Annotated in this window: 24 protein-coding genes; 15 read left to right on the top strand and 9 right to left on the bottom strand. The window is 70.7% G+C overall.

Going from position 1 to position 19,769, the window contains the following annotated elements; genetic code table 11:
* Positions 1-2: 2 nt before the first annotated feature.
* Together ABD355_RS40880 and ABD355_RS40875 are read right to left on the bottom strand one after the other, a co-directional pair.
* Positions 3-1,694 carry a bifunctional 3'-5' exonuclease/DNA polymerase gene (locus tag ABD355_RS40880; protein ID WP_344406285.1) on the bottom strand — a complete coding sequence of 564 codons (1,692 nt, stop codon included), beginning with the start codon at positions 1,692-1,694 and terminating at the stop codon, positions 3-5.
* A gap of 47 nt (positions 1,695-1,741) precedes the next feature.
* On the bottom strand, positions 1,742-2,476 hold the full coding sequence (locus tag ABD355_RS40875) for a Clp protease N-terminal domain-containing protein (protein ID WP_344406283.1): 735 nt from the start codon (positions 2,474-2,476) through the stop codon (positions 1,742-1,744).
* Positions 2,477-2,599: 123 nt separating this feature from the next.
* Here ABD355_RS40875 and ABD355_RS40870 point away from each other — a divergent pair, with 123 nt between their 5' ends.
* The gene (locus ABD355_RS40870; protein ID WP_344406282.1) at positions 2,600-3,544 is read left to right on the top strand and encodes a S41 family peptidase; all 945 of its coding nucleotides are present in this window, start codon (positions 2,600-2,602) and stop codon (positions 3,542-3,544) included.
* Between the two features lie 34 nt (positions 3,545-3,578).
* A complete protein-coding gene (locus ABD355_RS40865) occupies positions 3,579-4,724 on the top strand; it encodes a DUF2786 domain-containing protein (RefSeq protein ID WP_344406280.1) in 1,146 nt (381 codons plus the stop codon).
* 67 nt (positions 4,725-4,791) lie between these two features.
* Here the strand turns inward: ABD355_RS40865 and ABD355_RS40860 are convergent, their stop codons facing one another.
* The 4 genes from ABD355_RS40860 to rpmB all read right to left on the bottom strand — a co-directional run bounded on the left by ABD355_RS40860 (position 4,792) and on the right by rpmB (position 6,679).
* Positions 4,792-5,316, bottom strand: coding sequence for a DUF4232 domain-containing protein (locus ABD355_RS40860; protein ID WP_344406279.1), 525 nt, complete (start codon positions 5,314-5,316; stop codon positions 4,792-4,794).
* 104 nt (positions 5,317-5,420) lie between these two features.
* Complete coding sequence (locus ABD355_RS40855) at positions 5,421-5,963, bottom strand: hypothetical protein (RefSeq protein WP_344406278.1); 543 nt, start codon at positions 5,961-5,963, stop codon at positions 5,421-5,423.
* A 174-nt stretch (positions 5,964-6,137) separates the two neighbouring features.
* A complete protein-coding gene (gene rpsN, locus ABD355_RS40850; RefSeq protein WP_344406277.1) occupies positions 6,138-6,443 on the bottom strand; it encodes a 30S ribosomal protein S14 in 306 nt (101 codons plus the stop codon).
* Positions 6,443-6,679, bottom strand: coding sequence for a 50S ribosomal protein L28 (gene rpmB / locus ABD355_RS40845; RefSeq protein ID WP_344406276.1), 237 nt, complete (start codon positions 6,677-6,679; stop codon positions 6,443-6,445). Before rpmB ends, rpsN begins: the two co-directional genes overlap by 1 nt.
* Positions 6,680-6,753: 74 nt before the next feature.
* On the opposite strand from rpmB, the gene rpmG reads away from it, so the two are divergent.
* The 5 genes from rpmG to ABD355_RS40820 all read left to right on the top strand — a co-directional run bounded on the left by rpmG (position 6,754) and on the right by ABD355_RS40820 (position 9,070).
* The gene (gene rpmG, locus ABD355_RS40840) at positions 6,754-6,918 is read left to right on the top strand and encodes a 50S ribosomal protein L33 (RefSeq protein ID WP_015658813.1); all 165 of its coding nucleotides are present in this window, start codon (positions 6,754-6,756) and stop codon (positions 6,916-6,918) included.
* Positions 6,919-6,927: 9 nt separating this feature from the next.
* Positions 6,928-7,182, top strand: a complete 255-nt coding sequence (locus tag ABD355_RS40835; RefSeq protein WP_344406275.1) for a type B 50S ribosomal protein L31 — start codon at positions 6,928-6,930, stop codon at positions 7,180-7,182.
* Positions 7,179-8,306: a CobW family GTP-binding protein gene (locus ABD355_RS40830; RefSeq protein WP_344406274.1), complete on the top strand. Its 1,128-nt coding sequence runs from the start codon at positions 7,179-7,181 to the stop codon at positions 8,304-8,306. The genes ABD355_RS40835 and ABD355_RS40830 overlap by 4 nt, the downstream gene beginning before the upstream one ends.
* A gap of 5 nt (positions 8,307-8,311) precedes the next feature.
* Positions 8,312-8,545, top strand: coding sequence for a 30S ribosomal protein S18 (gene rpsR, locus ABD355_RS40825; protein ID WP_344406273.1), 234 nt, complete (start codon positions 8,312-8,314; stop codon positions 8,543-8,545).
* A gap of 306 nt (positions 8,546-8,851) precedes the next feature.
* Positions 8,852-9,070, top strand: a complete 219-nt coding sequence (locus tag ABD355_RS40820; RefSeq protein WP_115913352.1) for a DUF397 domain-containing protein — start codon at positions 8,852-8,854, stop codon at positions 9,068-9,070.
* Between the two features lie 93 nt (positions 9,071-9,163).
* On the opposite strand, the gene ABD355_RS40815 is transcribed toward ABD355_RS40820, so the two are convergent.
* Positions 9,164-9,658 (bottom strand): ATP-binding protein, encoded by a 495-nt coding sequence (locus ABD355_RS40815; RefSeq protein WP_344406272.1) that lies wholly within the window; start codon positions 9,656-9,658, stop codon positions 9,164-9,166.
* Positions 9,659-10,018: 360 nt separating this feature from the next.
* On the opposite strand from ABD355_RS40815, the gene ABD355_RS40810 reads away from it, so the two are divergent.
* Together ABD355_RS40810 and ABD355_RS40805 are read left to right on the top strand one after the other, a co-directional pair.
* The gene (locus tag ABD355_RS40810) at positions 10,019-10,843 is read left to right on the top strand and encodes a helix-turn-helix domain-containing protein (protein WP_344406298.1); all 825 of its coding nucleotides are present in this window, start codon (positions 10,019-10,021) and stop codon (positions 10,841-10,843) included.
* A gap of 112 nt (positions 10,844-10,955) precedes the next feature.
* Positions 10,956-12,416 (top strand): aldehyde dehydrogenase family protein, encoded by a 1,461-nt coding sequence (locus tag ABD355_RS40805; protein WP_344406271.1) that lies wholly within the window; start codon positions 10,956-10,958, stop codon positions 12,414-12,416.
* A gap of 42 nt (positions 12,417-12,458) precedes the next feature.
* Here ABD355_RS40805 and ABD355_RS40800 read toward each other — a convergent pair whose 3' ends face one another.
* Positions 12,459-12,941, bottom strand: coding sequence for a hypothetical protein (locus ABD355_RS40800; protein WP_344406270.1), 483 nt, complete (start codon positions 12,939-12,941; stop codon positions 12,459-12,461).
* 269 nt (positions 12,942-13,210) lie between these two features.
* Between ABD355_RS40800 and ABD355_RS40795 the strand changes: the two genes are divergently transcribed.
* The 4 genes from ABD355_RS40795 (at position 13,211) to ABD355_RS40780 (ending at position 16,215) form a co-directional block, all read left to right on the top strand.
* Complete coding sequence (locus ABD355_RS40795) at positions 13,211-13,750, top strand: DinB family protein (RefSeq protein WP_344406268.1); 540 nt, start codon at positions 13,211-13,213, stop codon at positions 13,748-13,750.
* A 24-nt stretch (positions 13,751-13,774) separates the two neighbouring features.
* Positions 13,775-14,416 carry a PadR family transcriptional regulator gene (locus tag ABD355_RS40790; RefSeq protein ID WP_344406267.1) on the top strand — a complete coding sequence of 214 codons (642 nt, stop codon included), beginning with the start codon at positions 13,775-13,777 and terminating at the stop codon, positions 14,414-14,416.
* A 72-nt stretch (positions 14,417-14,488) separates the two neighbouring features.
* Positions 14,489-15,457, top strand: coding sequence for an ATP-binding cassette domain-containing protein (locus ABD355_RS40785; RefSeq protein ID WP_344406266.1), 969 nt, complete (start codon positions 14,489-14,491; stop codon positions 15,455-15,457).
* Positions 15,454-16,215: an ABC transporter permease gene (locus ABD355_RS40780; RefSeq protein ID WP_344406265.1), complete on the top strand. Its 762-nt coding sequence runs from the start codon at positions 15,454-15,456 to the stop codon at positions 16,213-16,215. The genes ABD355_RS40785 and ABD355_RS40780 overlap by 4 nt, the downstream gene beginning before the upstream one ends.
* Before the next feature lie 4 nt (positions 16,216-16,219).
* On the opposite strand, the gene gad is transcribed toward ABD355_RS40780, so the two are convergent.
* Positions 16,220-17,620, bottom strand: a complete 1,401-nt coding sequence (gad, locus tag ABD355_RS40775) for a glutamate decarboxylase (protein ID WP_344406264.1) — start codon at positions 17,618-17,620, stop codon at positions 16,220-16,222.
* Between the two features lie 278 nt (positions 17,621-17,898).
* On the opposite strand from gad, the gene ABD355_RS40770 reads away from it, so the two are divergent.
* The gene (locus tag ABD355_RS40770) at positions 17,899-18,681 is read left to right on the top strand and encodes a MerR family transcriptional regulator (RefSeq protein WP_344406262.1); all 783 of its coding nucleotides are present in this window, start codon (positions 17,899-17,901) and stop codon (positions 18,679-18,681) included.
* 178 nt (positions 18,682-18,859) lie between these two features.
* Positions 18,860-19,759 carry a DedA family protein gene (locus tag ABD355_RS40765; RefSeq protein ID WP_344406261.1) on the top strand — a complete coding sequence of 300 codons (900 nt, stop codon included), beginning with the start codon at positions 18,860-18,862 and terminating at the stop codon, positions 19,757-19,759.
* Positions 19,760-19,769: the final 10 nt, after the last annotated feature.

The raw sequence follows: 19,769 nt of genomic DNA, 5'->3' as shown, positions 1-19,769 counted from the left end.
GCTCACTTCGCATCCGCATAGCACTCCACCACCGCCGTGGTGAACGGGAACCGCACGGGCGTCTCCCCGAACGTCAGCCGTCCCGCCAGCTCCGCCGCCTCCCGGATCGCCGCCACCACCGCTTCCGCCTCCCGCTCGGGACAGTGCACGATCACCTCGTCGTGCTGGAAGAAGACCAGCTCGGCCGCCATGCCCGCACAGCTCTGCCGCAGCGCGGCAAGCACCAGCAGCGCCCAGTCGGCGGCGCTCCCCTGGACGACGAAGTTGCGGGCGAAGCGGCCGCGGGCGCGGGTGTTGGTGGAGGCGTACCCCGGCACCCACTCGGCCCCGGCGGGGGCTTCGGCCGGTTCTTCCTGCGGGATCCCCGCCTCCTCCGCCGCGTCCTCGCCCGCCCCGGCGGCCGGTGGGCAGGTCCGCCCCAGCCAGGTCCGCACGAGCCGCCCCTCTTCACCCGCGCGCGCCGCGTCGTCCACGTATGCGACCGCCTTGGGGAAGCGGCGTCTGAGGGCGGCGAGGTTCTTCAGGCCGTCTCCGGAGGTCTGGCCGTAGACCGCCCCGAGGACGGCGAGCTTGGCCTGGGCGCGGTCGCCGGAGAAGGCCCGGTCGGAGACCGACTGGTAGAGGTCGGTCTCCCGCCCGGCCACCTCCATCAGCCCCGGGTCGCGGGAGATGGCGGCCAGCACCCGCGGTTCCATCTGGTCGGCGTCCGCGACGACCAGTCGCCAGCCGGGGTCGGCGACCACCGCGCGCCGGATGACCTTGGGGATCTGCAGGGCGCCGCCGCCGTTGGTGACCCATCTGCCGGTGACGGTCCCGCCCGCGAGGAACTCGGGCCTGAACCGCCCGTCCCGCACCCAGTCCTGCAGCCAGGACCAGCCGTGGGCGACCCAGATGCGGTACAGCTTCTTGTACTCGACCAGCGGCTTCACCGCCGGGTGGTCGACGGACTCGATCTCCCAGCGCCGGGTCGACTTCACCTTGATCCCGGCCTGCGCGAACGCCTTGATGACATCCGCGGGCAGATCGGGCCGGACGCGGCGCCCGAAGGCGGCGGACACCTCGTCCGCGAGCTCGGCGAGGCGGCGGGGCTCGCCACCACCCGCGTACCGCTCGCCGAGCAGTTCGTGCAGCACCCGGCGGTGCACCTCGGCGCTCCAGGGCAGCCCGGCGCGGTTCATCTCGGCGGCCACCAGCATCCCCGCCGACTCGGCGGCGGTCAGCAGCCGCATCCGGTCGGGGTGCGCGGTGGCGTCGTGCCGGCGTTGCTGCTCGGCGTACACCTCGACGAGGTCGGGCAGCGGCACATGGACGGTCTGCGGTTCGAAGAGCGGGGACTGCGCACCCGGTTCGGCGGAGCGCAGGGGCGGGTCGGGCGGTACGGGGCCGCCGCGGAGCCGGGCCAGAGCGGCGGCCGCCGAGCGCGGCTCGCCGTACCGCCCCTCGTGGCCCAGCAGGAGGGTCTCGGCGTCCTCGATGTCGTAGCACCGCTCCACTCGCACCCCCGTGGCGAGCAGACGCGGATACACCTCGGCCGTGGAACGCCACACCCACCGCACGACCTCCGGCCGCCCCCGCACGGCCGTCGCGAGGTCGGGCTCCCAACGGACCGGCCCGGCGAGCAGCCCGTCCGGGCCGAGGGGGGCGAGCTCCACGCCACCGTCCTCGGCCGGGGCGAGCGCCCAGCGGTCGGTCATGGTTGCGAGTGTGGCAGGGGGTCTGACAGTGGCCTCCCGGCAGGAGGTCAGCTCTCCTCGCCGGGGACCTGCAGGTACTGCGCGAGGGCCTTGGCGAGCTCGGCCTCCACCGTCGCCTTGTCGAGGCCGAGGCCGGCCAGCACCCCTTCGCCGTTCTCGAACTCCAGCAGGGCCAGCAGGATGTGCTCGGTGCCGATGTAGTTGTGGCCGAGGCGCAGGGCCTCGCGGAAGGTGAGTTCCAGGACCTTCTTGGCGTCGGAGCCGTAGGGCACGAGCTCCGGGACCTCCTCCGCCGCGGGCGGGAGGGCGGCGGTCGCCGCCTGGCGCACGGTGTCGAGGAGGACGCCCTGAGCGGTGATCGCCTTGGCCGCGAGGCCGTCCGGCTCCGCCAGCAGTCCGAGGATCAGGTGCTCGGGGCGGCCCTCGGTGTTGTGGGCCGCGATCGCCTCGCTGTGGGCGGCCATCACCACGTTGCGGGCGCGCGGGGTGTAGCGGCCGAAGCCCTGGTTCGGGTCCAGGTCGGTGGACTCCTTGGGCACGAAGCGCTTCTGCGCCGCCTGCCGGGTGACCCCCATGCTCTTGCCGATGTCGGTCCAGGAGGCGCCCGAGCGGCGCGCCTGGTCCACGAAGTGACCGATCAGATGGTCCGCCACCTCACCGAGGTGGTCGGCCGCGATCACCGCGTCCTGGAGCTGCTCCAGGGGTTCGGCGTGGACCTTCTTGATGGCCGCGATGAGTTCGTCGAGACGCACGGATGGCGTGAAGTTCGGGTTCGTCGACATGTGTCAACCGTAGGTTGACACGGAGGCGGTGTCAACCCCGGGTTGACACTTGAGGGTGGCGGGTGGGACGGGTCCGGGAAACGCCGTGTGGGGCACATGCGGGCGGTGATTGACTCGTCTGTCATGACCACGACCACGCTGACGACGAGCTCCTCCACGGCCCCTGCCGCCGCCCCGACTCCCGTCCCCGTCACCGACGTTCCCGCGCTCGTCGACGAGACGGCCCGGCTCCTCACCGAGCACTACGTCTTCCCGGAGGCCGCCGAGCAACTGGCCCTGCTGCTGCGTCGGCGCCTGGCGGAGGGGGCGTACGACGTGGAGAGCGCCGAGGAGCTGAGCGAACTGGTCACCGCGGATCTGCAGTCCGTCAACGGCGATCCGCACCTGCGTCTCCTGTACCACCTCGAGCAGGTGCCGCAAGGCCAGGGCGAGGCGGCGGAAGCCGCGATGCGCCGCGAGTTCGACGCCTCCCTGGGCGGTGTGCCCCGGGTCGAGCTGCTGACGGGCGGCACCGCCCTGCTCGAACTGGCCCCCTTCCTCTTCCCGCTGTCCTGGTCGGCCGAGCCGCTCGCCGCCGCGCTCACCCTGGTCGCCCGGGCCGAAGCGCTCGTCCTGGACCTGCGGGGCAACGGCGGCGGCGACCCGGACACAGTCGCCTTCGTCTGCAGCTACCTCCTGGACGAGCGCACCCACCTCAACACCATGTACGCGCGCGTGGGCGACCGCCACGACCAGTCCTGGACGCTGCCGCACGTCCCCGGTGCCCGTTTCGGCGGCACCAAGCCGGTCCACGTCCTCACCGGTCCCGGCACCTTCTCGGCCGCCGAGGAACTGGCCTACGACCTCCAGCAGCTGGGCCGCGCGACCGTCGTGGGGGAGAGCACCCGCGGCGGCGCCCACCCGCGGGAGGGCTGGACGGTCCACCCGAACCTGGAGGCCACCATCCCGGTCGCCCGTGCCGTCAACCCGGTCTCCGGCACCAACTGGGAAGGCACCGGCGTCCTCCCCGACGTCCCGTGCCCGGCCCCGGACGCCCTCGACCGCGCGCTGACCCTCATCGGCGGCTGACCCGGCTGTCAGTGCCGCGTGGCACGATCGACGAGTGACCAGCACTCCGTCCAGCACCGTCGAACGCGCCTTCAAGGCCGCCCTGTACGCCGAGACCGACACCGCCCTCGACACGGGCGCCTCCCTGCTGGCCGCGGACCCGGCGGCGGACGACGAACTCGCCCGCCGAGGCCGGGAGTTCGTCGCGACGGCCTGGCGGCGCGGCTGGCAGCCCGCCGACGTCGTCCGGATCGTACGACGTGAGCTGGACGACACGCACGTACGTCTGGCTTCGGCGCTGATCCGGGCGCAGGCGCCGTACGACGGCCCGCGCGGCCCCCGCTGGACCGCGCAGCTGGCCGAGCTCCCCGCCGCAGCGGCCGAAACCGCCGAGGCCACCGGCACCCCGCCCCGCACCGACCGCTTCTCGCACGCGACCACCGTCCTGGAGCTGTACCGCCTGCTGCTGCGCCTGCCGTCCCTCGAACCCCTCGACGAGCCCACGCGGCGGCCCGATTCCGCCCGCGGAGCCGGCCCGGCATCCGAGTCCCGCATGCTCACCCGCATCCGCGCGCTGCTCGCCAAGGCGGAGGCGACCGGGTTCCCGGAGGAGGCGGAGGCGCTGTCCGCCAAGGCGCAGGAGCTGATGGCCCGGCACAGCATCGACGAGGCGCTGCTCGCGGCCCGGGCGCCCTCCCCGGACGCCCCCGGGGCCTGCCGTATCGGCGTCGAGGCACCGTACGAGCAGGCCAAGGCGGTGCTGCTGGACGCGGTCGCCACCGCGAACCACTGCCGGGCCGTGTGGAACGAGCCGTTGGGATTCTCCACCGTCGTCGGCTTCGAAGCCGACCTGGAAGCCGTCGAGCTCCTCTACACCTCGCTCCTCGTCCAGGCCACGATGGCGATGACGAAGGCGGAGAGCGCCCAGCGGGCGGGCGGCCGCAAACGCACCAGGACCTTCCGGCAGTCCTTCCTCGCGGCCTACGCCCACCGCATAGGCACCCGCCTCGCGACGGCCGCCGAGACGCAAGTGACCGACGACCTGCTCCCGGTACTGGCGTCCCGCGAGGTCGCAGTCACGACCCACACGGACCGCATGTTCCCCGAGACCACCACCACCCGCCTCAGAGGGGTGAACGACGAGGCGGGCTGGACGGAGGGAGCCCAAGCTGCCGACCGGGCCCAGGTGGCGCCCCGATAGGGGCGGGGGCTGTGTCGATGTGCGGCTCCGCCGCGTGGGCGCGAGAAGCCACGACGGCCCCGGAGCGTCAGTCCCCAGCCTGCTGGAACGGACTCACCGAAGCGTTCGCCGCACCCGCAGCACCCTTGACGGCGACCTCGCCGTACGTCCACTTGAAGCTGTGACCGGCGCTGGAACCGGGCAGCGTGAACTTCGCCGTCTTCACCGGCAGGCTCTTGGCTCCCCCCGCCGCACCCCGCACGTACGTGATCGTGAAGGAAGCCGTCGCGCCCTTGGCAAGCGTCAGCTTCTGCGCCTTCGCGGCCTTGTCCGCGGGGACGGCCCCCGACGCCTTGCCGCCCTGGAGATCGACGGCCGGGAAGCCGTTCAGGGTGCACTTGGAGCCGCGGTTGGTGAGCGTGACGGTGACATTGCCGGAATCCCCGGCCGACGGGGCGGCGCTCGCCGCGACCTGCACCCCGACGGCGTCGAGCGTGCAGGCGTCGCCGGCCTTGTTCTTGTTGCTGGAGCCGCTGTCGCCGCCGCTGCTGTCACAGGCGGTCAGAAGGAGCGCCGCGGCGAGAGCGGCGACGGTGATGGGGGTGGCGCGCATGTGGATCCTCTGGTGCTCTGCTGGTGCTCGGCGGCGCGATGCCGTTGATCGCGTGCATGGATCATCACGCACGATCGCCCGCGGCGGTTGCCCGCCCTGCCGGACTACTGGCCGAGGTTCGCCGTCGGCAGCCCCGACGGCAGGGTCCCGCCCTCCGCCTTGGTGTACGTCTCCTTGCCCACGGTGCCCGACCAGGTGATCTTCAGCGAGCTCCTGGACACGGAGTCGACCATCCCCGTCGCCCGCTCCTTGCCGCCCTTGGTGCAGGTGAGGTGGATCATCTGCATCCCGGCCTCCTTGCCCGCGGTCCCGCTGCACACGGAGCCGCCGGTCGAGAAGAGCCCGGCCTGCTTGCCGGTGATCACCAGGGCGACGGCCTTGCCGCCGGTCGTGGCGAGCCAGCTGCCCTGCATGCTGTCGGACGCGCTCGTCGTCCCGCCGGTGCCGCCGCCCGTGCCTGCCGTGGAGGTGGAGGCGGAGGCGGAGGCGGAGGCGGAGGGGCTGGACGAGGAGTCGTCCTTGGAGCCACCGCCGCTGCTGCACGCGGTGAGCACGAGCGCACCCGCCAGCCCCGCGGCGGCGGCCGCGATCCGCAGCTGCCGGCGCGACACGGTGCGGGCAGGACGCGTGAAGGTCGCCGAAGTCACTGGTAGCTCCCAAGCAGTAGCAACGAGCAGGGGCAAGCCGTAGCCGGTGGGCCGGGCCGCAGGCCCGAGCGCCCGCAGCAAGCTACCAGGGACGGCCGTCCGGCCCATGAGGAGCGGCTGTGAGATTCACCGGACCCACCCGCCCCCACCGGACCCGACCGCGGCCGCCCGCCCTCACCAGGACGACTTGCGCACCCCCGGCAGATACCCGGCATGCGCCTGTCCCCGCAACGACACCCGGGACAGCCCGAACGCCCGGAAGTACCCCCGCGGCCGCCCGTCCACCTGGTCCCGGTTGCGTACGCGGGTCGCGCCGGCGTCGCGCGGCTGGCGCCGCAACTCACGCTGGGCGGCGAGCCGTTCCGCCTCGGTCGACGAAGGCCGCCGGATGATCTCCTTCAGCTCGGCGCGCCGCTCGGCGTACCGCGCGACGATCGCCTGCCGCTGCTCGTTCTTCGCGATCTTGCTCTTCTTCGCCATCAGACCCGCACCCCCCGCGCACGGATCCGCGCCACGGCCGCCTCGACGCCGATCGCGTCGACGGTCTTGATCCCCTTCGCGCTCAGCCGCAGCCGTACGTACCGGCCCTCGCTCGGCAGCCAGTACCGCTTGCTCTGGATGTTGGGGTCGAAGCGGCGGGAGGTCCGCCGGTGGGAGTGGGAGATGCGGTTGCCGAAGCCCGGCCGGGCGCCGGTCAGCATGCAGTGCGCGGACATGGGTGACGTACCTCTCCTGAAGTGATCCCCGAAGTGATGTCGCTAATGGAATTCATTTTCAGTAAGGTACCACCATGGCTCGCAACGAACTCCGCCCGGTCATCAAGCTCCGGTCCACGGCAGGGACCGGCTTCACCTACGTGACCCGCAAGAACCGCCGCAACGACCCCGATCGCATGACCCTGCGCAAGTACGACCCGGTCGCCGGCCGCCACGTCGACTTCCGAGAGGAGCGCTGAACCACCGTCATGCGCAAGGAAATCCACCCGGCCTACGGTCCCGTCGTCTTCCGGGACCGTGCCGCGAACCACGCCTTCCTCACCCGCTCCACGATGAGCAGCGACAAGACGATCGAGTGGGAGGACGGCCACACGTACCCCGTCGTGGACGTCGAGATCTCGAACGTCAGCCACCCCTTCTACACCGGCACCGCCCGTGTCCTGGACACCGCCGGCCGTGTGGAGCGCTTCGAGCGCCGGTTCGGGAAGCGGGGCGGAGCGTGAGCCTGTCGGTGGTGATCGTCGGCGGGCTGCACGCCGACGCCCGCAAGGCGGCCGTCGCCCGGCTGCTGGCCGAGGTCCCCGGCAGCGTCGTGCTCCACCACGACCTCGCCACGGCCGCGGCGGGCACGGTCGTACGGACGATCCGTGACGCCACCGGTCTCGTGTCGGCCGGTGAGGCGCCCCTGGTCAACGACTGCGCGTGCTGTGCCCTGAGGGAGGACCTGGTCCCCGAGCTGCGCCGGCTCGCGGACGCGGGGGACACCCGCCTCGCCGTCGTCGAGCTGTGGGACTCCGTCGAGCCCAAGGCCATGGCCGAGGTGGTCGTGGCGGGAGGCCTGACGGTCACCGGCGTGATCACCGCCGTGGACCCGGCGCTCGTCCTGCCCTGTCTCGGCAACGGCGACGACCTCGCCGACGGGGGCCTCGCCGCGGCGGCCACGGACCAGCGGACGGTCGCCGACACGTTCGCGCGCCAGCTGGAGTACGCCCCCGTCCTCGCCGTCACCGACTCCGAGGAGGCCGACGAGGAGGACCGCGAGCTGCTCGCCCAGCTCCACCCGACGGCCCGCCAGGTCGTCATCGGGCACGGCGACCTGGCCGTGGCCGCCCTCGCGGGCTTCGACGTCGAGGCGGCGGCCGCCGCCCAGCACCCGGCCTGCGCGCTCCTGCCCGCCGAGGCCGATGCGCACGGTGTCTCCACCCTCGTCTGGCACCGCAGCCGCCCCTTCCACCCGGAGCGGCTGTACGCGGCCCTGGAGGATCTGACCTGCGCCGCCGCCCGCAGCCGGGGCCGGTTCTGGCTCGCCGACAAGCCGGACACCCTGCTGCACTGGGACGCGGCGGGCGGGGCCCTGTGCGTGGAGAGCGCGGGGCCCTGGCTGGCCTCGCTTCCCGACGCCGCCTGGGACATGGTCCCGCCCGTGCGCCGGGCCGCCGCCGCGCTGGACTGGCATCCCGAGCACGGCGACTGCTGCCAGCACCTCGTCTTCACCTCGCCCGGCCTCGACCGCGACGGGCTCGCACACCTGCTGGAGTCCTGTCTGCTGACCGACGCCGAGTACGCCGCCGGGCGCGCCGCCTGGAAGCGGCTGCCGCCCGCCTTCGACACCCTCCTGGAGGTCTGACCCGCATGGCCCGCAAGCCCGACCGCACCCCCGCCAAGTCCCGCCCGAACCCCCTGGACGCGGCCGGAGTCACGTACATCGACTACAAGGACACCGACCTGCTGCGGAAGTTCATTTCCGACCGGGGCAAGATCCGCAGCCGCCGTGTCACCCGGGTCACGGCCCAGCAGCAGCGGCTGCTCGCCCGCGCGATCAAGAACGCCCGCGAGATGGGCCTCCTGCCGTACGCGGGCCGGTGAGGCTTTCGGCCACAGGTCGGCTGATTGGTTGGAGGTTGGAACAACAACGCCGCGGTACGCGTCTCTTCCAGTGCACGAGGGTTCGACACTGCGCATGCCGTTCGGAGTCCGGGGCATGCGCGGGAACGGTTGCAGCACCCCGTACGTCACAGCCGTAACCACAGAACCACTGCGCGTGCACGTGCATCTGCTCATGCATGCGCACGTGAACACGGCTATGATCCGGACCAGTTGACCACTGCATCACTGGCCCCAAAGCCACCGCACCACCGGGAGCGACCTGTGGACCACGACGTGTACAACGGCATGGCTGCCACGGAGCTGAACGGTGTGGCCTGGCAGAAGAGCCGGCACAGCAACTCGCAGGGCTCCTGTGTGGAGTTCGCCCGGTTGCCCGGTGGGGACGTGGCCGTGCGCAACTCGCGCTTCCCCGACGGTCCGGCGCTCGTCTACACGCGCGCGGAGATCGAGGCGATGCTCCTGGGCATCAAGGACGGCGAGTTCGATCACCTGATAGCCGGCTGACACCCGGCCCACCCCGGGTACAACTCGGGGCAATTGGTGACTTACGTGCAGTAACGCGCGTAGAACCCCGGCGTCGGACGGCGCCGGGGTGCGCTATTCGGCGGGCAGCGGCTGGGGCGGGTGCGGCAGCTGGAACAGCGCCCAGACGACCTTGCCGCCGAGCGTGCCGGCCATGGGGTGCCAGCCCCAGCTGTCGGCGAAGGAGTCGACCAGGAACAGGCCGCGGCCCGACTCCGCCGAGAAGTCGTCCGCCTCGCGCGGCGCCGGGGTGGCATGGCTCGGGTCGCGCACCGCGCACACCAGCCGCTCCGTCCAGCGCATCAGATGCAGCCGCACGGGCGGGCTCTGGTCGGCGGTGCACAGGGTGCCGGCCGGCAGGCCGTGCCGCAGCGAGTTGGTGACCAGCTCGGAAACCACCAGACAGACGTCGTCGAAGCGGTCGCCTATGTCCCACTGGTCGAGCGTTCTGCGGGTGAACAGCCGTGCCTCGCGCACCGCTTCGTAGCGGGCGGGCAGAGCACAGGAGGCGGCGTTGGACACGGCCGCGGGATCCAGTGGCGGAAGGCCCTGCCGTAACGGCTCGAGCATGGTCGATCCATTCGTCCCCATGCGAGGCACTCCCGAGGAATTCGCGGTCGTTGCGTTGCGATGCAGCGGTTGCGCGAGACCATGGTCTTGGATGCGCGGTGCAGATGCAAGGTGCAGATGCACGTGCACGCGACCGAATTGGACCCTCCCGTACCGCTTGTTGGCCATTTTTTCCGCCATCTTCTCTCCCACTGCTTGCCAACTCCTTCCCTCTACCTGTGCAGAATCTTTGGGTTCTTTGCTTCTCTGTAATCGGACGAGTACTGCTCGGAGTGATTTAGTGGCAGACTTCGGCCCCTGAAGGCGTTGGGGAGGCTGGCGAACGTGAGCGTGGGAGAGCCCGGATCGGTGGTGCGGCGCATGCTGCTCGGCTCGCAACTCAGGCGACTGCGTGAGGCACGCGGCATCACGCGCGAGGCGGCGGGCTACTCGATCCGCGCCTCCGAATCGAAGATCAGCCGGATGGAGTTGGGCCGGGTGAGCTTCAAGACACGTGATGTGGAAGACCTGTTGACGCTGTACGGCATCACGGACGAGCAGGAGCGCACCTCACTGCTCTCCCTCGCCCGGGAGGCCAACGTCGCGGGCTGGTGGCACAGTTACTCGGACGTCCTGCCGAGCTGGTTCCCCACCTATGTGGGCCTGGAGGGCGCGGCGCACCTGATCCGGGCGTACGAGGTGCAGTTCGTGCACGGCCTGCTGCAGACCGAGGCGTATGCACGTGCAGTCGTACGGCGTGGGATGAAGGGCGCGAGCAAGGCCGACATCGACAAGCGGGTGGCGCTGCGCATGGAGCGGCAGAAGCACCTCGTCTCCGCGGGCGGCCCCGACTTCCACATCGTCCTGGACGAGGCCGCGCTGCGCCGGCCGTACGGCGACCGCGAGGTGATGAGGGGCCAGCTCCAGCATCTGATCGAGATCTCCGAACGCCCCAACGTACGGCTGCAGATCATGCCGTTCAGCTTCGGTGGCCACTCGGGCGAGAGCGGTGCGTTCACCATTCTCAGCTTCTCCGAGTCCGACCTGTCGGACGTCGTCTATCTGGAGCAGCTCACCAGCGCGCTCTACCTGGACAAGCACGAGGACGTCGTCCAGTACGAGAGGGCGCTCAAGGAACTCCAGCAGGACAGCCCCGGGCCGGACGAAAGCCGCGATCTTCTACGGGGTCTCCTCCAGCTCTCCTAGGGTTCTCCCCATAAGTTCGCTCAGAGTCCCCAACTCACTTGAGACGCCAGTACGATGACGCGTGATCAGACCGTGACATCGATCGTGTGTCTGCTAGTGATTTGGGGATCACATGTCGTCCTACTTCACCGACCTGGCCCAGCAGTACATCGACGGTGAATGGCGCCCGGGTACCGGCTCCTGGGACATCATCGACTTCAACCCGTACAACGGCGAGAAGCTGGCGTCGATCACCATAGCCACGGTCGACGAGGTCGACGAGGCGTACCGGGCGGCGGCCCGCGCCCAGAAGCAGTGGGCCGCGACCAACCCGTACGCGCGCCGGGCGGTCCTGGAGAAGGCCCTCAGAGTGATCGAGGAGCGCGAGCAGGAGATCACCGAGGTGATCATCGCCGAGCTCGGCGGCACCCGTCTGAAGGCCGGCTTCGAGCTCCATCTCGCCAAGGAGTTCCTGCGCGAGTCCCTCCAGTGGGCGCTGCGCCCCGAGGGCAAGATCCTCCCGTCGCCGGTGGACGGCAAGGAGAACCGCCTCTACCGCGTGCCGGTGGGTGTGGTGGGCGTCATCAGCCCCTTCAACTTCCCCTTCCTGCTGTCGATCAAGTCGGTCGCCCCGGCCCTCGCGCTCGGCAACGGCGTGGTGCTGAAGCCGCACCAGAACACCCCGATCACCGGCGGCTCCCTGGTCGCGAAGATCTTCGAGGACGCGGGTCTCCCGGGCAGCCTCCTCAACGTCGTCATCACGGACATCGCGGAGATCGGCGACGCCTTCCTCGAGCACCCGATCCCCAAGGTCATCTCCTTCACCGGCTCCGACAAGGTGGGCCGCCATGTGGCCACCGTCTGCGCCTCGCACTTCAAGCGCTCGGTCCTCGAACTCGGCGGCAACAGCGCGATCGTCGTCCTCGACGACGCCGACATCGACTACGCGGTCGACGCGGCCGTCTTCAGCCGCTATGTCCACCAGGGCCAGGTCTGCATGGCCGCGAACCGGATCCTGGTGGACCGTTCGATCGCGGAGGAGTTCACCGAGAAGTTCGTCGCCAAGGTCAGGACCCTGAAGGTCGGTGACCCGAGCGACCCCCAGACCGTCATCGGCCCGGTGATCAACTCCTCGCAGGCGGACACCCTCTCGGCCACCGTCGAGCAGGCCATCGCCGAGGGCGCGACCGCCCTGCTGCGCGGCACGACCACCGACAACCTGGTCGAGCCCTCCGTGCTCACCGGCGTGCCCGCGGACTCGGCCCTGCTGCGGCAGGAGGTCTTCGGCCCGGTCGCCTTCGTCATCCCCTTCGACGGCGAGGAGGAGGCCGTACGCCTCGTCAACGACACTCCGTACGGCCTGAGCGGCGCCGTGCACACCGGTGACATCGAGCGGGGCGTGTCCTTCGCCAAGCAGATCGACACCGGCATGTTCCATGTGAACGACGGCACCGTCCACGACGAGCCCCTCGTTCCCTTCGGCGGCGAGAAGAGCTCCGGCCTCGGGCGCCTCAACGGCGAGACGACGATCGAGTCCTTCACCACGCTGAAGTGGATCTCGGTGCAGCATGGGCGGAGCGGGTTCCCGTTCTGACATCACGCCGGGGCCGGCGCCGGCCGTCGGGGCGGTACGTCGTCACGTGACGACCCGGACGACGACGTAGACGACGAATCCGGCCCCGGTCAGCGAGGCCAGGGCGAGGCACAGTCGGCGCCCGTGGCCGCGGGCCCGCGGCTCCAGGCGTTCCCGCAGCGCGGTGTGCGCACCGGCGGTCAGGACGGTGAGGCCGCCGAGGCCCAGCGTCGACCAGCCGGTGACCGCGGCCGGCCCGACGGTCTCCAGTGAGCCACTGGGGAGCACCTGGACGCGGGTCGCCCGCTGCAGCGGCACCTCCGCGTCGATGGAGGCGTACCGCTGTGGCCGATGGGCGGCGACCAGTTCGCCCTCACAGATGGTGTGGCGGTTCTTGCCGGAGCCGGTCATATGGCAGACCAGAGCGGTGAAGACGCCCCGGTGCCCCACGAGGCCGAGCGCTCCCGCCAGCATGTAGCCGCTCCCGAGCAGCGGCGCCAGACCGAAGAGCAGGACGAAGACCGTCACGGCCGGCGCGGTCTTCACGGGCGACGCCTTCCTGGCGGGCCGTGTGGGGTTCAACGGCGGTCTCGGTCGGGCGGCCGGCCGCTTGCCGTCCCGCTTCCTGCGCGCCCGCCGTTTCCTGGATCCCCTGCCCACGCGTCCTCCCCTGACGTCCTGCCGTCATGATCCTCCCCCGGCGGAATTTCCTCGCGCCGCCCTTCGATCGAGGACAGAACCTGACCTAAAGCCCGCGTAACTTCATCGGTGTCAGGAGGCCTCCCGAGGCCCCCATCCATCGAAAGGCGGCGGTCATGGTCATGCACGTACCGGCGGAGGCGCGGGGCGACGAGCGCGGGGCACTGCTCTCGTTCATCGAGGAGCAGCGGGGCGGCATCCGGCGCGCGCTGCTCGGGCTGACCGAGGAGCAGGCCGCAAGCAGGCCGAGTGCCAGCGAGCTGTCCCTGTCGGGTCTGCTCAAGCATGTCGTCGAGGTCGAGCAGGGATGGATCGCCCGCGCCAAGCAGGAGCCGCCGGCCGTCGAGCGGGACGAGACCAACTGGCACGAGACCTTCCAACTCGTCGACGGCGAGAGTGTCGAGTCCCAGCTCGCCCACTGGGAGAAGGTCGCCGCCGAGACGGAGGCGTACATCCGCTCCGTACCGAGCCTCGACGACACCTTCCCGCTCCCCGACCAGCCCTGGTTCCCGCCGGAGGGCCGTGTCTCGGTGCGCTGGGTCTGTCTGCACCTGATCCGTGAGACAGCCCGGCACGCGGGCCACGCCGACATCATCCGGGAGTCCCTCGACGGGAAGACGGCGTTCGAACTGGTCGCCCTGGAGCAAGCGGGCTGAGCCCTTGACAATAAGCTGGGCCGCATGTCCGCGATCCGTCTTCTCGTGCTCGGCGCGGTCCGCCAGCACGGGCGGGCCCACGGCTACCAGGTACGCAACGACCTGGAGTACTGGGGCGCGCACGAGTGGTCCAACGCCAAGCCCGGCTCGATCTACCACGCGCTCAAACAGATGGCGAAGCAAGGGCTGCTGCACGCGCACGAGATCGCACCGTCCACGGCCGGCGGCCCGCCGCGCACGGAGTACGAGATCACCGACTGGGGCACCGAGGAATTCTTCCGGCTGCTGCGCGAGGCGCTGACCTCGTACGACCAGAAGATGGACGTCAAGTCGGCGTCCATCGGCTTCATCGTCGAGCTGCCGCGCGCCGAGGCGGTGGCGCTCCTCAAGGAGCGGATCCGACGGATCGAGGAGTGGCGGGGGGCCGTCACCGAGCACTACATCCCCGAGGACGGCCCCGAACAGCTCGGCCACATCGGCGAGATCATGAACCTCTGGGTCCACACGGCCGACGCCGAGGCCGAGTGGACCCAGGGGCTGATCGGGCGCATCGAGAGCGGGGCGTACACGTTCGCGGGGGAGGGCGCGCCTTTCGTCGGCGTCCTCGCCGAGGGCGAGGAGAACCCGTACGCCACCGGGGAGCGGCACCCTGAGGACGACGGCTAATCAAGTTTGACCAATGCGTCCCGAGGAGTTACCTTCCCAAGGTAGTCAAGTTTGACTAGCGAGGGAGCCGAAGTGGCTGACGCGGCGATCACCGTCGACGGAGCACGCAAGAAGTACGGCGGAAAACACGCACTGGACGGGCTCGGCCTCACGGTCGCCCGCGGCACCGTGCATGCAGTCCTGGGTCCGAACGGCGCGGGCAAGACGACCCTGGTCCGGATCCTGTCCACCTTGCTGCGGCCCGACGCGGGCCGGATCGAGGTGGCCGGGCACGACGTCGTGACCGAGGCCCGGGCCGTGCGTCTGCGCATCGGCCTGCTCGGCCAGCACGCGGCCCTCGACGAGGAGCTGGGCGGCCGCCATAACCTGGAGATGTTCGGCCGCCTGTACCACCTGGGCGCCCGCCACGCGCGCGTGCGGGCCGGCGAGCTGCTGGAGCGCTTCGGCCTCGCCGACGCCGGCCGCAAGCCGGTGCGCGCCTACAGCGGCGGTATGCGGCGCCGCCTCGACCTGGCCGCCGCCCTGATCGGTGACCGGCACGGCCGGGGCCCGGAGGTGCTGTTCCTGGACGAGCCGACGACCGGCCTCGACCCCCGCGGCCGCGCCGAGGTGTGGGCCGCGGTCCGCTCCCTGGTCGGCGGCGGTACGACGGTCCTGCTCACCACCCAGTACCTGGAGGAGGCCGACCAGCTCGCCGACCGCATCTCGGTCGTCGACGCCGGCCGGGTGATCGCGGAGGGCACGGCGGACCAGCTCAAGACGGAGACGGGCGGCGACCGCATCGACGTCGTCCTGCGCGACGCCGGCCAACTGGGCGCCGCGGTAGCCCTGTTGCCCGTCCCCGAGGCCGAGATCTCGGTCGACCCCGACCGGCGCATGCTCAGCGCCCCGGTGACCGACCGCATGGCGGCGCTCTCCGCTGTCGTACGCGCCCTGGAGGAGGCCGGTATCGAGGCGGAGGACGTGGCCCTGCGCCGCCCGACGCTGGACGAGGTGTTCCTGCACCTCACCGGCGACCAGCGAGTGAAGGAGGCCGCGTGAGCGCCTACGCCCTGACCGACTCCTGGACCATGACCCGCCGCGCACTCGCGCACTGGGCACGGCAGCCGGGCCGTCTCCTCGTCGGGCTGGTCTTCCCGGTGATGCTGCTGCTGATGTTCGCCTACCTGATCGGCGGCGGCCGGGGGGTGACCGGCCAGTACCGTGACTATCTGGTGCCCGGCATGCTCGCGCTCACCATGGCCTTCGGACTGGAGGGCACGATGCTCGCCGTCACCAGGGACCTGGAGAAGGGCGTGATCGACCGCTTCCGTTCGCTGCCGATGGCCAACGGAGCGGTCCTGGTGGGCCGTTCGGCGGCCGACATGCTCCAGTCGGCGCTGGGACTGGTGATCCTGACCGGCGTCGGGTACGCGCTCGGCTGGCGTGTGCACGGGTCCCCGGCGCAGTTCCTGGGCGCCGTCGGCCTGTTGCTGCTGCTTCGCTTCGCCATGCTGTGGATCGGCATCCACCTGGCGATGGTCGCCGGGAAGCCGGAGCTGGTGCAGGCCGTCCAGATCCTGGTCTGGCCGGTCGGCTTCCTGTCCAACGCCCTCGCCGCCCCGCAGTCCATGCCCGACTGGCTGGGCACGGTGGTCGAGTGGAACCCGATGTCCCAGACCGCGACGGCCGTACGGGACCTGCTGGGCGGCCCCGGCGGGGAGCCGGGGCACGTGTGGGCGGCCGTCGTATGGCCGTTGGGACTGCTCGCGGTGTTCTTTCCGTCGGCGGTGCGGAGGTTCGCCCGCCTGAGCAGCTAGCGGGCTAGTGGTGGAAGCCGGTGGCCGCCTCCTTGTCCCTGGTCAGGGGGTGCGGCTGGCGGCGCAGCTCCGGCAGCAGGCGGGTCAGGTCCTCCACGAACAGGTCGGCGAGGTCGGTGGAGAACCCGTTGCGGCACACCACCCGCAGCACGGACAGGTCCTCCCGGTTCGGCGGGAAGGTGTACGCGGGCAGCAGCCAGCCGCTCTCGCGCATCCGCCGGGACACGTCGAAGACGTCGTACGCCGCCACGCCCGGCGCGGTGGTGAAGGCGAACACCGGCAGCTCGTCGCCCCTGGTCAGGAGCCGGAAGTCGTCGAGCGCCGCCACCCTCTCGGCGATGCCCATGGCCACGTCACGGGTGGTCTGCTGCACGGCCCGGTAGCCCTCCCGGCCGAGCCGCAGGAACGTGTAGTACTGCGCGACCACCTGCGCGCCGGGCCGGGAGAAGTTGAGGGCGAAGGTCGGCATGTCGCCGCCCAGGTAGTTGACGCGGAAGACGAGCTCCTCGGGCAGCGCCTCCTTGTCGCGCCACAGCGCCCAGCCGACGCCCGGGTAGACCAGCCCGTACTTGTGCCCCGAGGTGTTGATGGACGCCACGCGCGGGAGGCGGAAGTCCCACACCAGGTCCTCGTCGAGGAAGGGCGCGACCATGCCGCCGGACGCCCCGTCCACGTGGACCGGGATGTCCAGACCCGTGCGCTCCTGGAGGGCGTCGAGCGCCGCGCACAGGTCCGCGATGGGCTCGTACGAGCCGTCGAAGGTGGAGCCGAGGATGCCGACGACCCCGATGGTGTTCTCGTCGCAGAGGGCGGCCGCGGCCTCCGGGTCGAGGTGGAAACGGTCACCCTCCATGGGGACCTGGCGCGCCTCCACCTCCCAGAAGTTGCAGAACTTGTCCCAGCAGACCTGGACGTTGACGCCCATGACGAGGTTGGGGCGGGCCCCCGGGGCAGGGTTCCGCTTGCTCCAGCGCCGCTTGAGCGCCATCCCGGCGAGCATGCACGCCTCGCTCGAACCGGTCGTCGAACAGCCCACCGCCGCCGACGGATCCGGCGCGTTCCACAGGTCGGCGAGCATCGCCACACAGCGCCGCTCCAGCTCGGCGGTGCGCGGGTACTCGTCCTTGTCGATCATGTTCTTGTCCCGGCACTCCGCCATCAGGACGCCGGCCTGCGGCTCCATCCAGGTGGTGACGAAAGTGGCGAGATTCAGCCGTGAGTTGCCGTCCAGCATCAGCTCGTCGTGCACCAGCTGGTACGCCGTCATCGGCGGCAGCGGGGCGTCCGGCAGCCGGTGCTTGGGCGGTGCCTCGGTCATGCCGCCGACCGGATTGGCCTCCCCGAAGAAGGGGTTGACCGACACCGGGCGCTCGTCGGGCCTCCGGGAACCTTTGTGGAGCGGCATGGACGTCTCCTCGTGTCATCTCGGGAACGGGTGCCGGCGGACCGGAGTTCCACCACCGCGCGGTCGCATGCGGAATGCCCAGGACGCCTACGGTGACACCGGGCACCGGGTGAACGGCCGGTAAGAGGGCGAACAGCACCCGGCGCCCGCGCCACAGGCCCACCATAAGCGGGCAGAACGGACGCAACATCCGGAGGGATCCGCCCAGGAATCCGGCTTGCACCTCACGTGACGTGAGGGCTCACGGTGGAGTGCGTACCGAGAAGGGAGCGGACGAAGTGAGCCACTCGGCAGGACAGGACGGCTACTCCGTGGGGCAGGTCGCGGGCTTCGCCGGCGTCACGGTGCGCACGCTGCACCACTACGACGACATCGGCCTGCTCGTCCCGAGCGAGCGCAGCCACGCGGGCCACCGGCGCTACAGCGAGGCCGATCTCGACCGGCTGCAGCAGATCCTGTTCTACCGGGAGCTCGGCTTCCCGCTCGACGAGGTCGCCGCGCTGCTCGACGACCCGGCCGCGGACCCGCGCGCGCACCTGCGCCGCCAGCACGAGTTGCTGACCGCCCGGATCGAGAAGCTGCAGAAGATGGCGGCGGCCGTGGAGCACGCCATGGAGGCACGCAAGATGGGCATCAATCTCACCCCCGAGGAGCGGTTCGAGGTGTTCGGGGACAAGGACCCCGAGCAGTACGCGGAAGAGGCGGAGCAGCGCTGGGGCGGCACCGAGGCGTACGCCGAGTCACAGCGCCGCGCGGCCACCTACACCAAGGAGGACTGGAAGCGCATCCAGGCCGAGGTCGACGACTGGGGCCGCCGGTACGCCGCCCTGGTGGCCGCCGGGGAGCAGCCCACCGGCGAGGCCGCCATGGACCTGGCCGAGGAACACCGGCAGCACATCACCAGGCACTACTTCGAGGTCCCGTACGAGATGCACCGGTGCTTCGGGCAGATGTACGTCTCCGACGAGCGGTTCAAGGCGTTCTACGACTCCATGGGCGCCGGCCTCGCGGAGCACCTCAGGGACGCCATCGAGGCGAACGCGTCCCGCCACACCGCGTAGCCCTCCCGGCCCGGGGGACCGCTCCCGGGCCGGGAGAACCTCACAGCTTTGTGCCCGTGCGCGCACAGTGCATCCTGGAGACACCGGTGGAACCTGGGGCGGACACCTGGCGTTGATAGCTTTGGGCGCCCGCACAAGGACGCCGTACCTTCCTCCACCCCTTCAGGAGCCCGGAACCGTGACGACGCTTGCCCTCGGCCCGAGCTGGCTGGATCCGAACTACCTTCTCGACACGTTCGGCATCTGGGGCCTGCTCCTCATCGTCTTCGCGGAATCGGGCCTGCTCATCGGCTTCTTCCTGCCGGGCGACTCGCTGCTGTTCACCACCGGCCTGCTGATCACGACCAATCAGCTGAACTTCCCGCTCTGGGCCGCCATCGCCCTGATCTGCCTCGCCGCGGTCCTGGGCGACCAGGCGGGCTACATGTTCGGCAAGAAGGTCGGCCCGTCGCTCTTCAACCGCCCCGACTCCCGCCTCTTCAAGCAGGAGAACGTGGTCAAGGCCCACGAGTTCTTCGAGAAGTACGGCCCGAAGTCCCTGGTCCTGGCCCGTTTCGTGCCCGTCGTGCGCACGTTCACGCCGATCATCGCGGGCGTCAGCGGCATGAAGTACCGCTCGTTCGTGCTCTTCAACGTCATCGGCGGCGTCCTCTGGGGCGCCGGCGTCACCCTGCTCGGCTCCTGGCTGGGCAAGATCGACTTCGTCAACAAGAACATCGAAGCGATCCTCATCCTGATCGTCCTCGTCTCGGTGATCCCGATCATCATCGAGTTCCTGCGCGCCCGCTCCAAGGAGAAGAAGACCCCCGAGGCGCCGGCTCCGGCCCAGCACCAGCAGGCGGCCCCCGTCATGGACGACGCGACGACCCAGCTCCGCCGCATCCCCCCGACCGACGACCAGGGCTACCACCACCAGCAGTACCAGCAGCAGCCACAGCAGCAGCCGTACTACCCGGACCAGCAGTACGCCCAGCAGTACCCGTACCAGCAGGATCCCCACCAGCAGGACCAGTACGGCGATCAGCAGAACCAGCAGTACCAGCAGAACCAGCAGTACCCCTACAACCAGGGCTACTGAGCGTCAGGCG

Source organism: Streptomyces longisporus, from assembly GCF_039532765.1.
Taxonomy (GTDB): Bacteria; Actinomycetota; Actinomycetes; order Streptomycetales; family Streptomycetaceae; genus Streptomyces; species Streptomyces longisporus.
The sequence above is the reverse complement of the archived record's forward strand: the minus strand, read 5'-3'. Positions and strand labels throughout refer to the sequence as shown.

Bases quoted from the DNA above. Each gene is read 5' to 3' on its own strand.
- ABD355_RS40880 (WP_344406285.1), bottom strand. From the start codon at position 1,694: ATGACCGACCGCTGGGCGCTCGCCCCGGCCGAGGACGGTGGCGTGGAG.
- ABD355_RS40875 (WP_344406283.1), bottom strand. From the start codon at position 2,476: ATGTCGACGAACCCGAACTTCACGCCATCCGTGCGTCTCGACGAACTC.
- ABD355_RS40870 (WP_344406282.1), top strand. From the start codon at position 2,600: ATGACCACGACCACGCTGACGACGAGCTCCTCCACGGCCCCTGCCGCC.
- ABD355_RS40860 (WP_344406279.1), bottom strand. From the start codon at position 5,316: ATGCGCGCCACCCCCATCACCGTCGCCGCTCTCGCCGCGGCGCTCCTT.
- rpsN (WP_344406277.1), bottom strand. From the start codon at position 6,443: ATGGCGAAGAAGAGCAAGATCGCGAAGAACGAGCAGCGGCAGGCGATC.
- rpmB (WP_344406276.1), bottom strand. From the start codon at position 6,679: ATGTCCGCGCACTGCATGCTGACCGGCGCCCGGCCGGGCTTCGGCAAC.
- rpmG (WP_015658813.1), top strand. From the start codon at position 6,754: ATGGCTCGCAACGAACTCCGCCCGGTCATCAAGCTCCGGTCCACGGCA.
- ABD355_RS40835 (WP_344406275.1), top strand. From the start codon at position 6,928: ATGCGCAAGGAAATCCACCCGGCCTACGGTCCCGTCGTCTTCCGGGAC.
- rpsR (WP_344406273.1), top strand. From the start codon at position 8,312: ATGGCCCGCAAGCCCGACCGCACCCCCGCCAAGTCCCGCCCGAACCCC.
- ABD355_RS40820 (WP_115913352.1), top strand. From the start codon at position 8,852: ATGGCTGCCACGGAGCTGAACGGTGTGGCCTGGCAGAAGAGCCGGCAC.
- ABD355_RS40815 (WP_344406272.1), bottom strand. From the start codon at position 9,658: ATGCTCGAGCCGTTACGGCAGGGCCTTCCGCCACTGGATCCCGCGGCC.
- ABD355_RS40810 (WP_344406298.1), top strand. From the start codon at position 10,019: ATGCTGCTCGGCTCGCAACTCAGGCGACTGCGTGAGGCACGCGGCATC.
- ABD355_RS40805 (WP_344406271.1), top strand. From the start codon at position 10,956: ATGTCGTCCTACTTCACCGACCTGGCCCAGCAGTACATCGACGGTGAA.
- ABD355_RS40795 (WP_344406268.1), top strand. From the start codon at position 13,211: ATGGTCATGCACGTACCGGCGGAGGCGCGGGGCGACGAGCGCGGGGCA.
- ABD355_RS40790 (WP_344406267.1), top strand. From the start codon at position 13,775: ATGTCCGCGATCCGTCTTCTCGTGCTCGGCGCGGTCCGCCAGCACGGG.
- gad (WP_344406264.1), bottom strand. From the start codon at position 17,620: ATGCCGCTCCACAAAGGTTCCCGGAGGCCCGACGAGCGCCCGGTGTCG.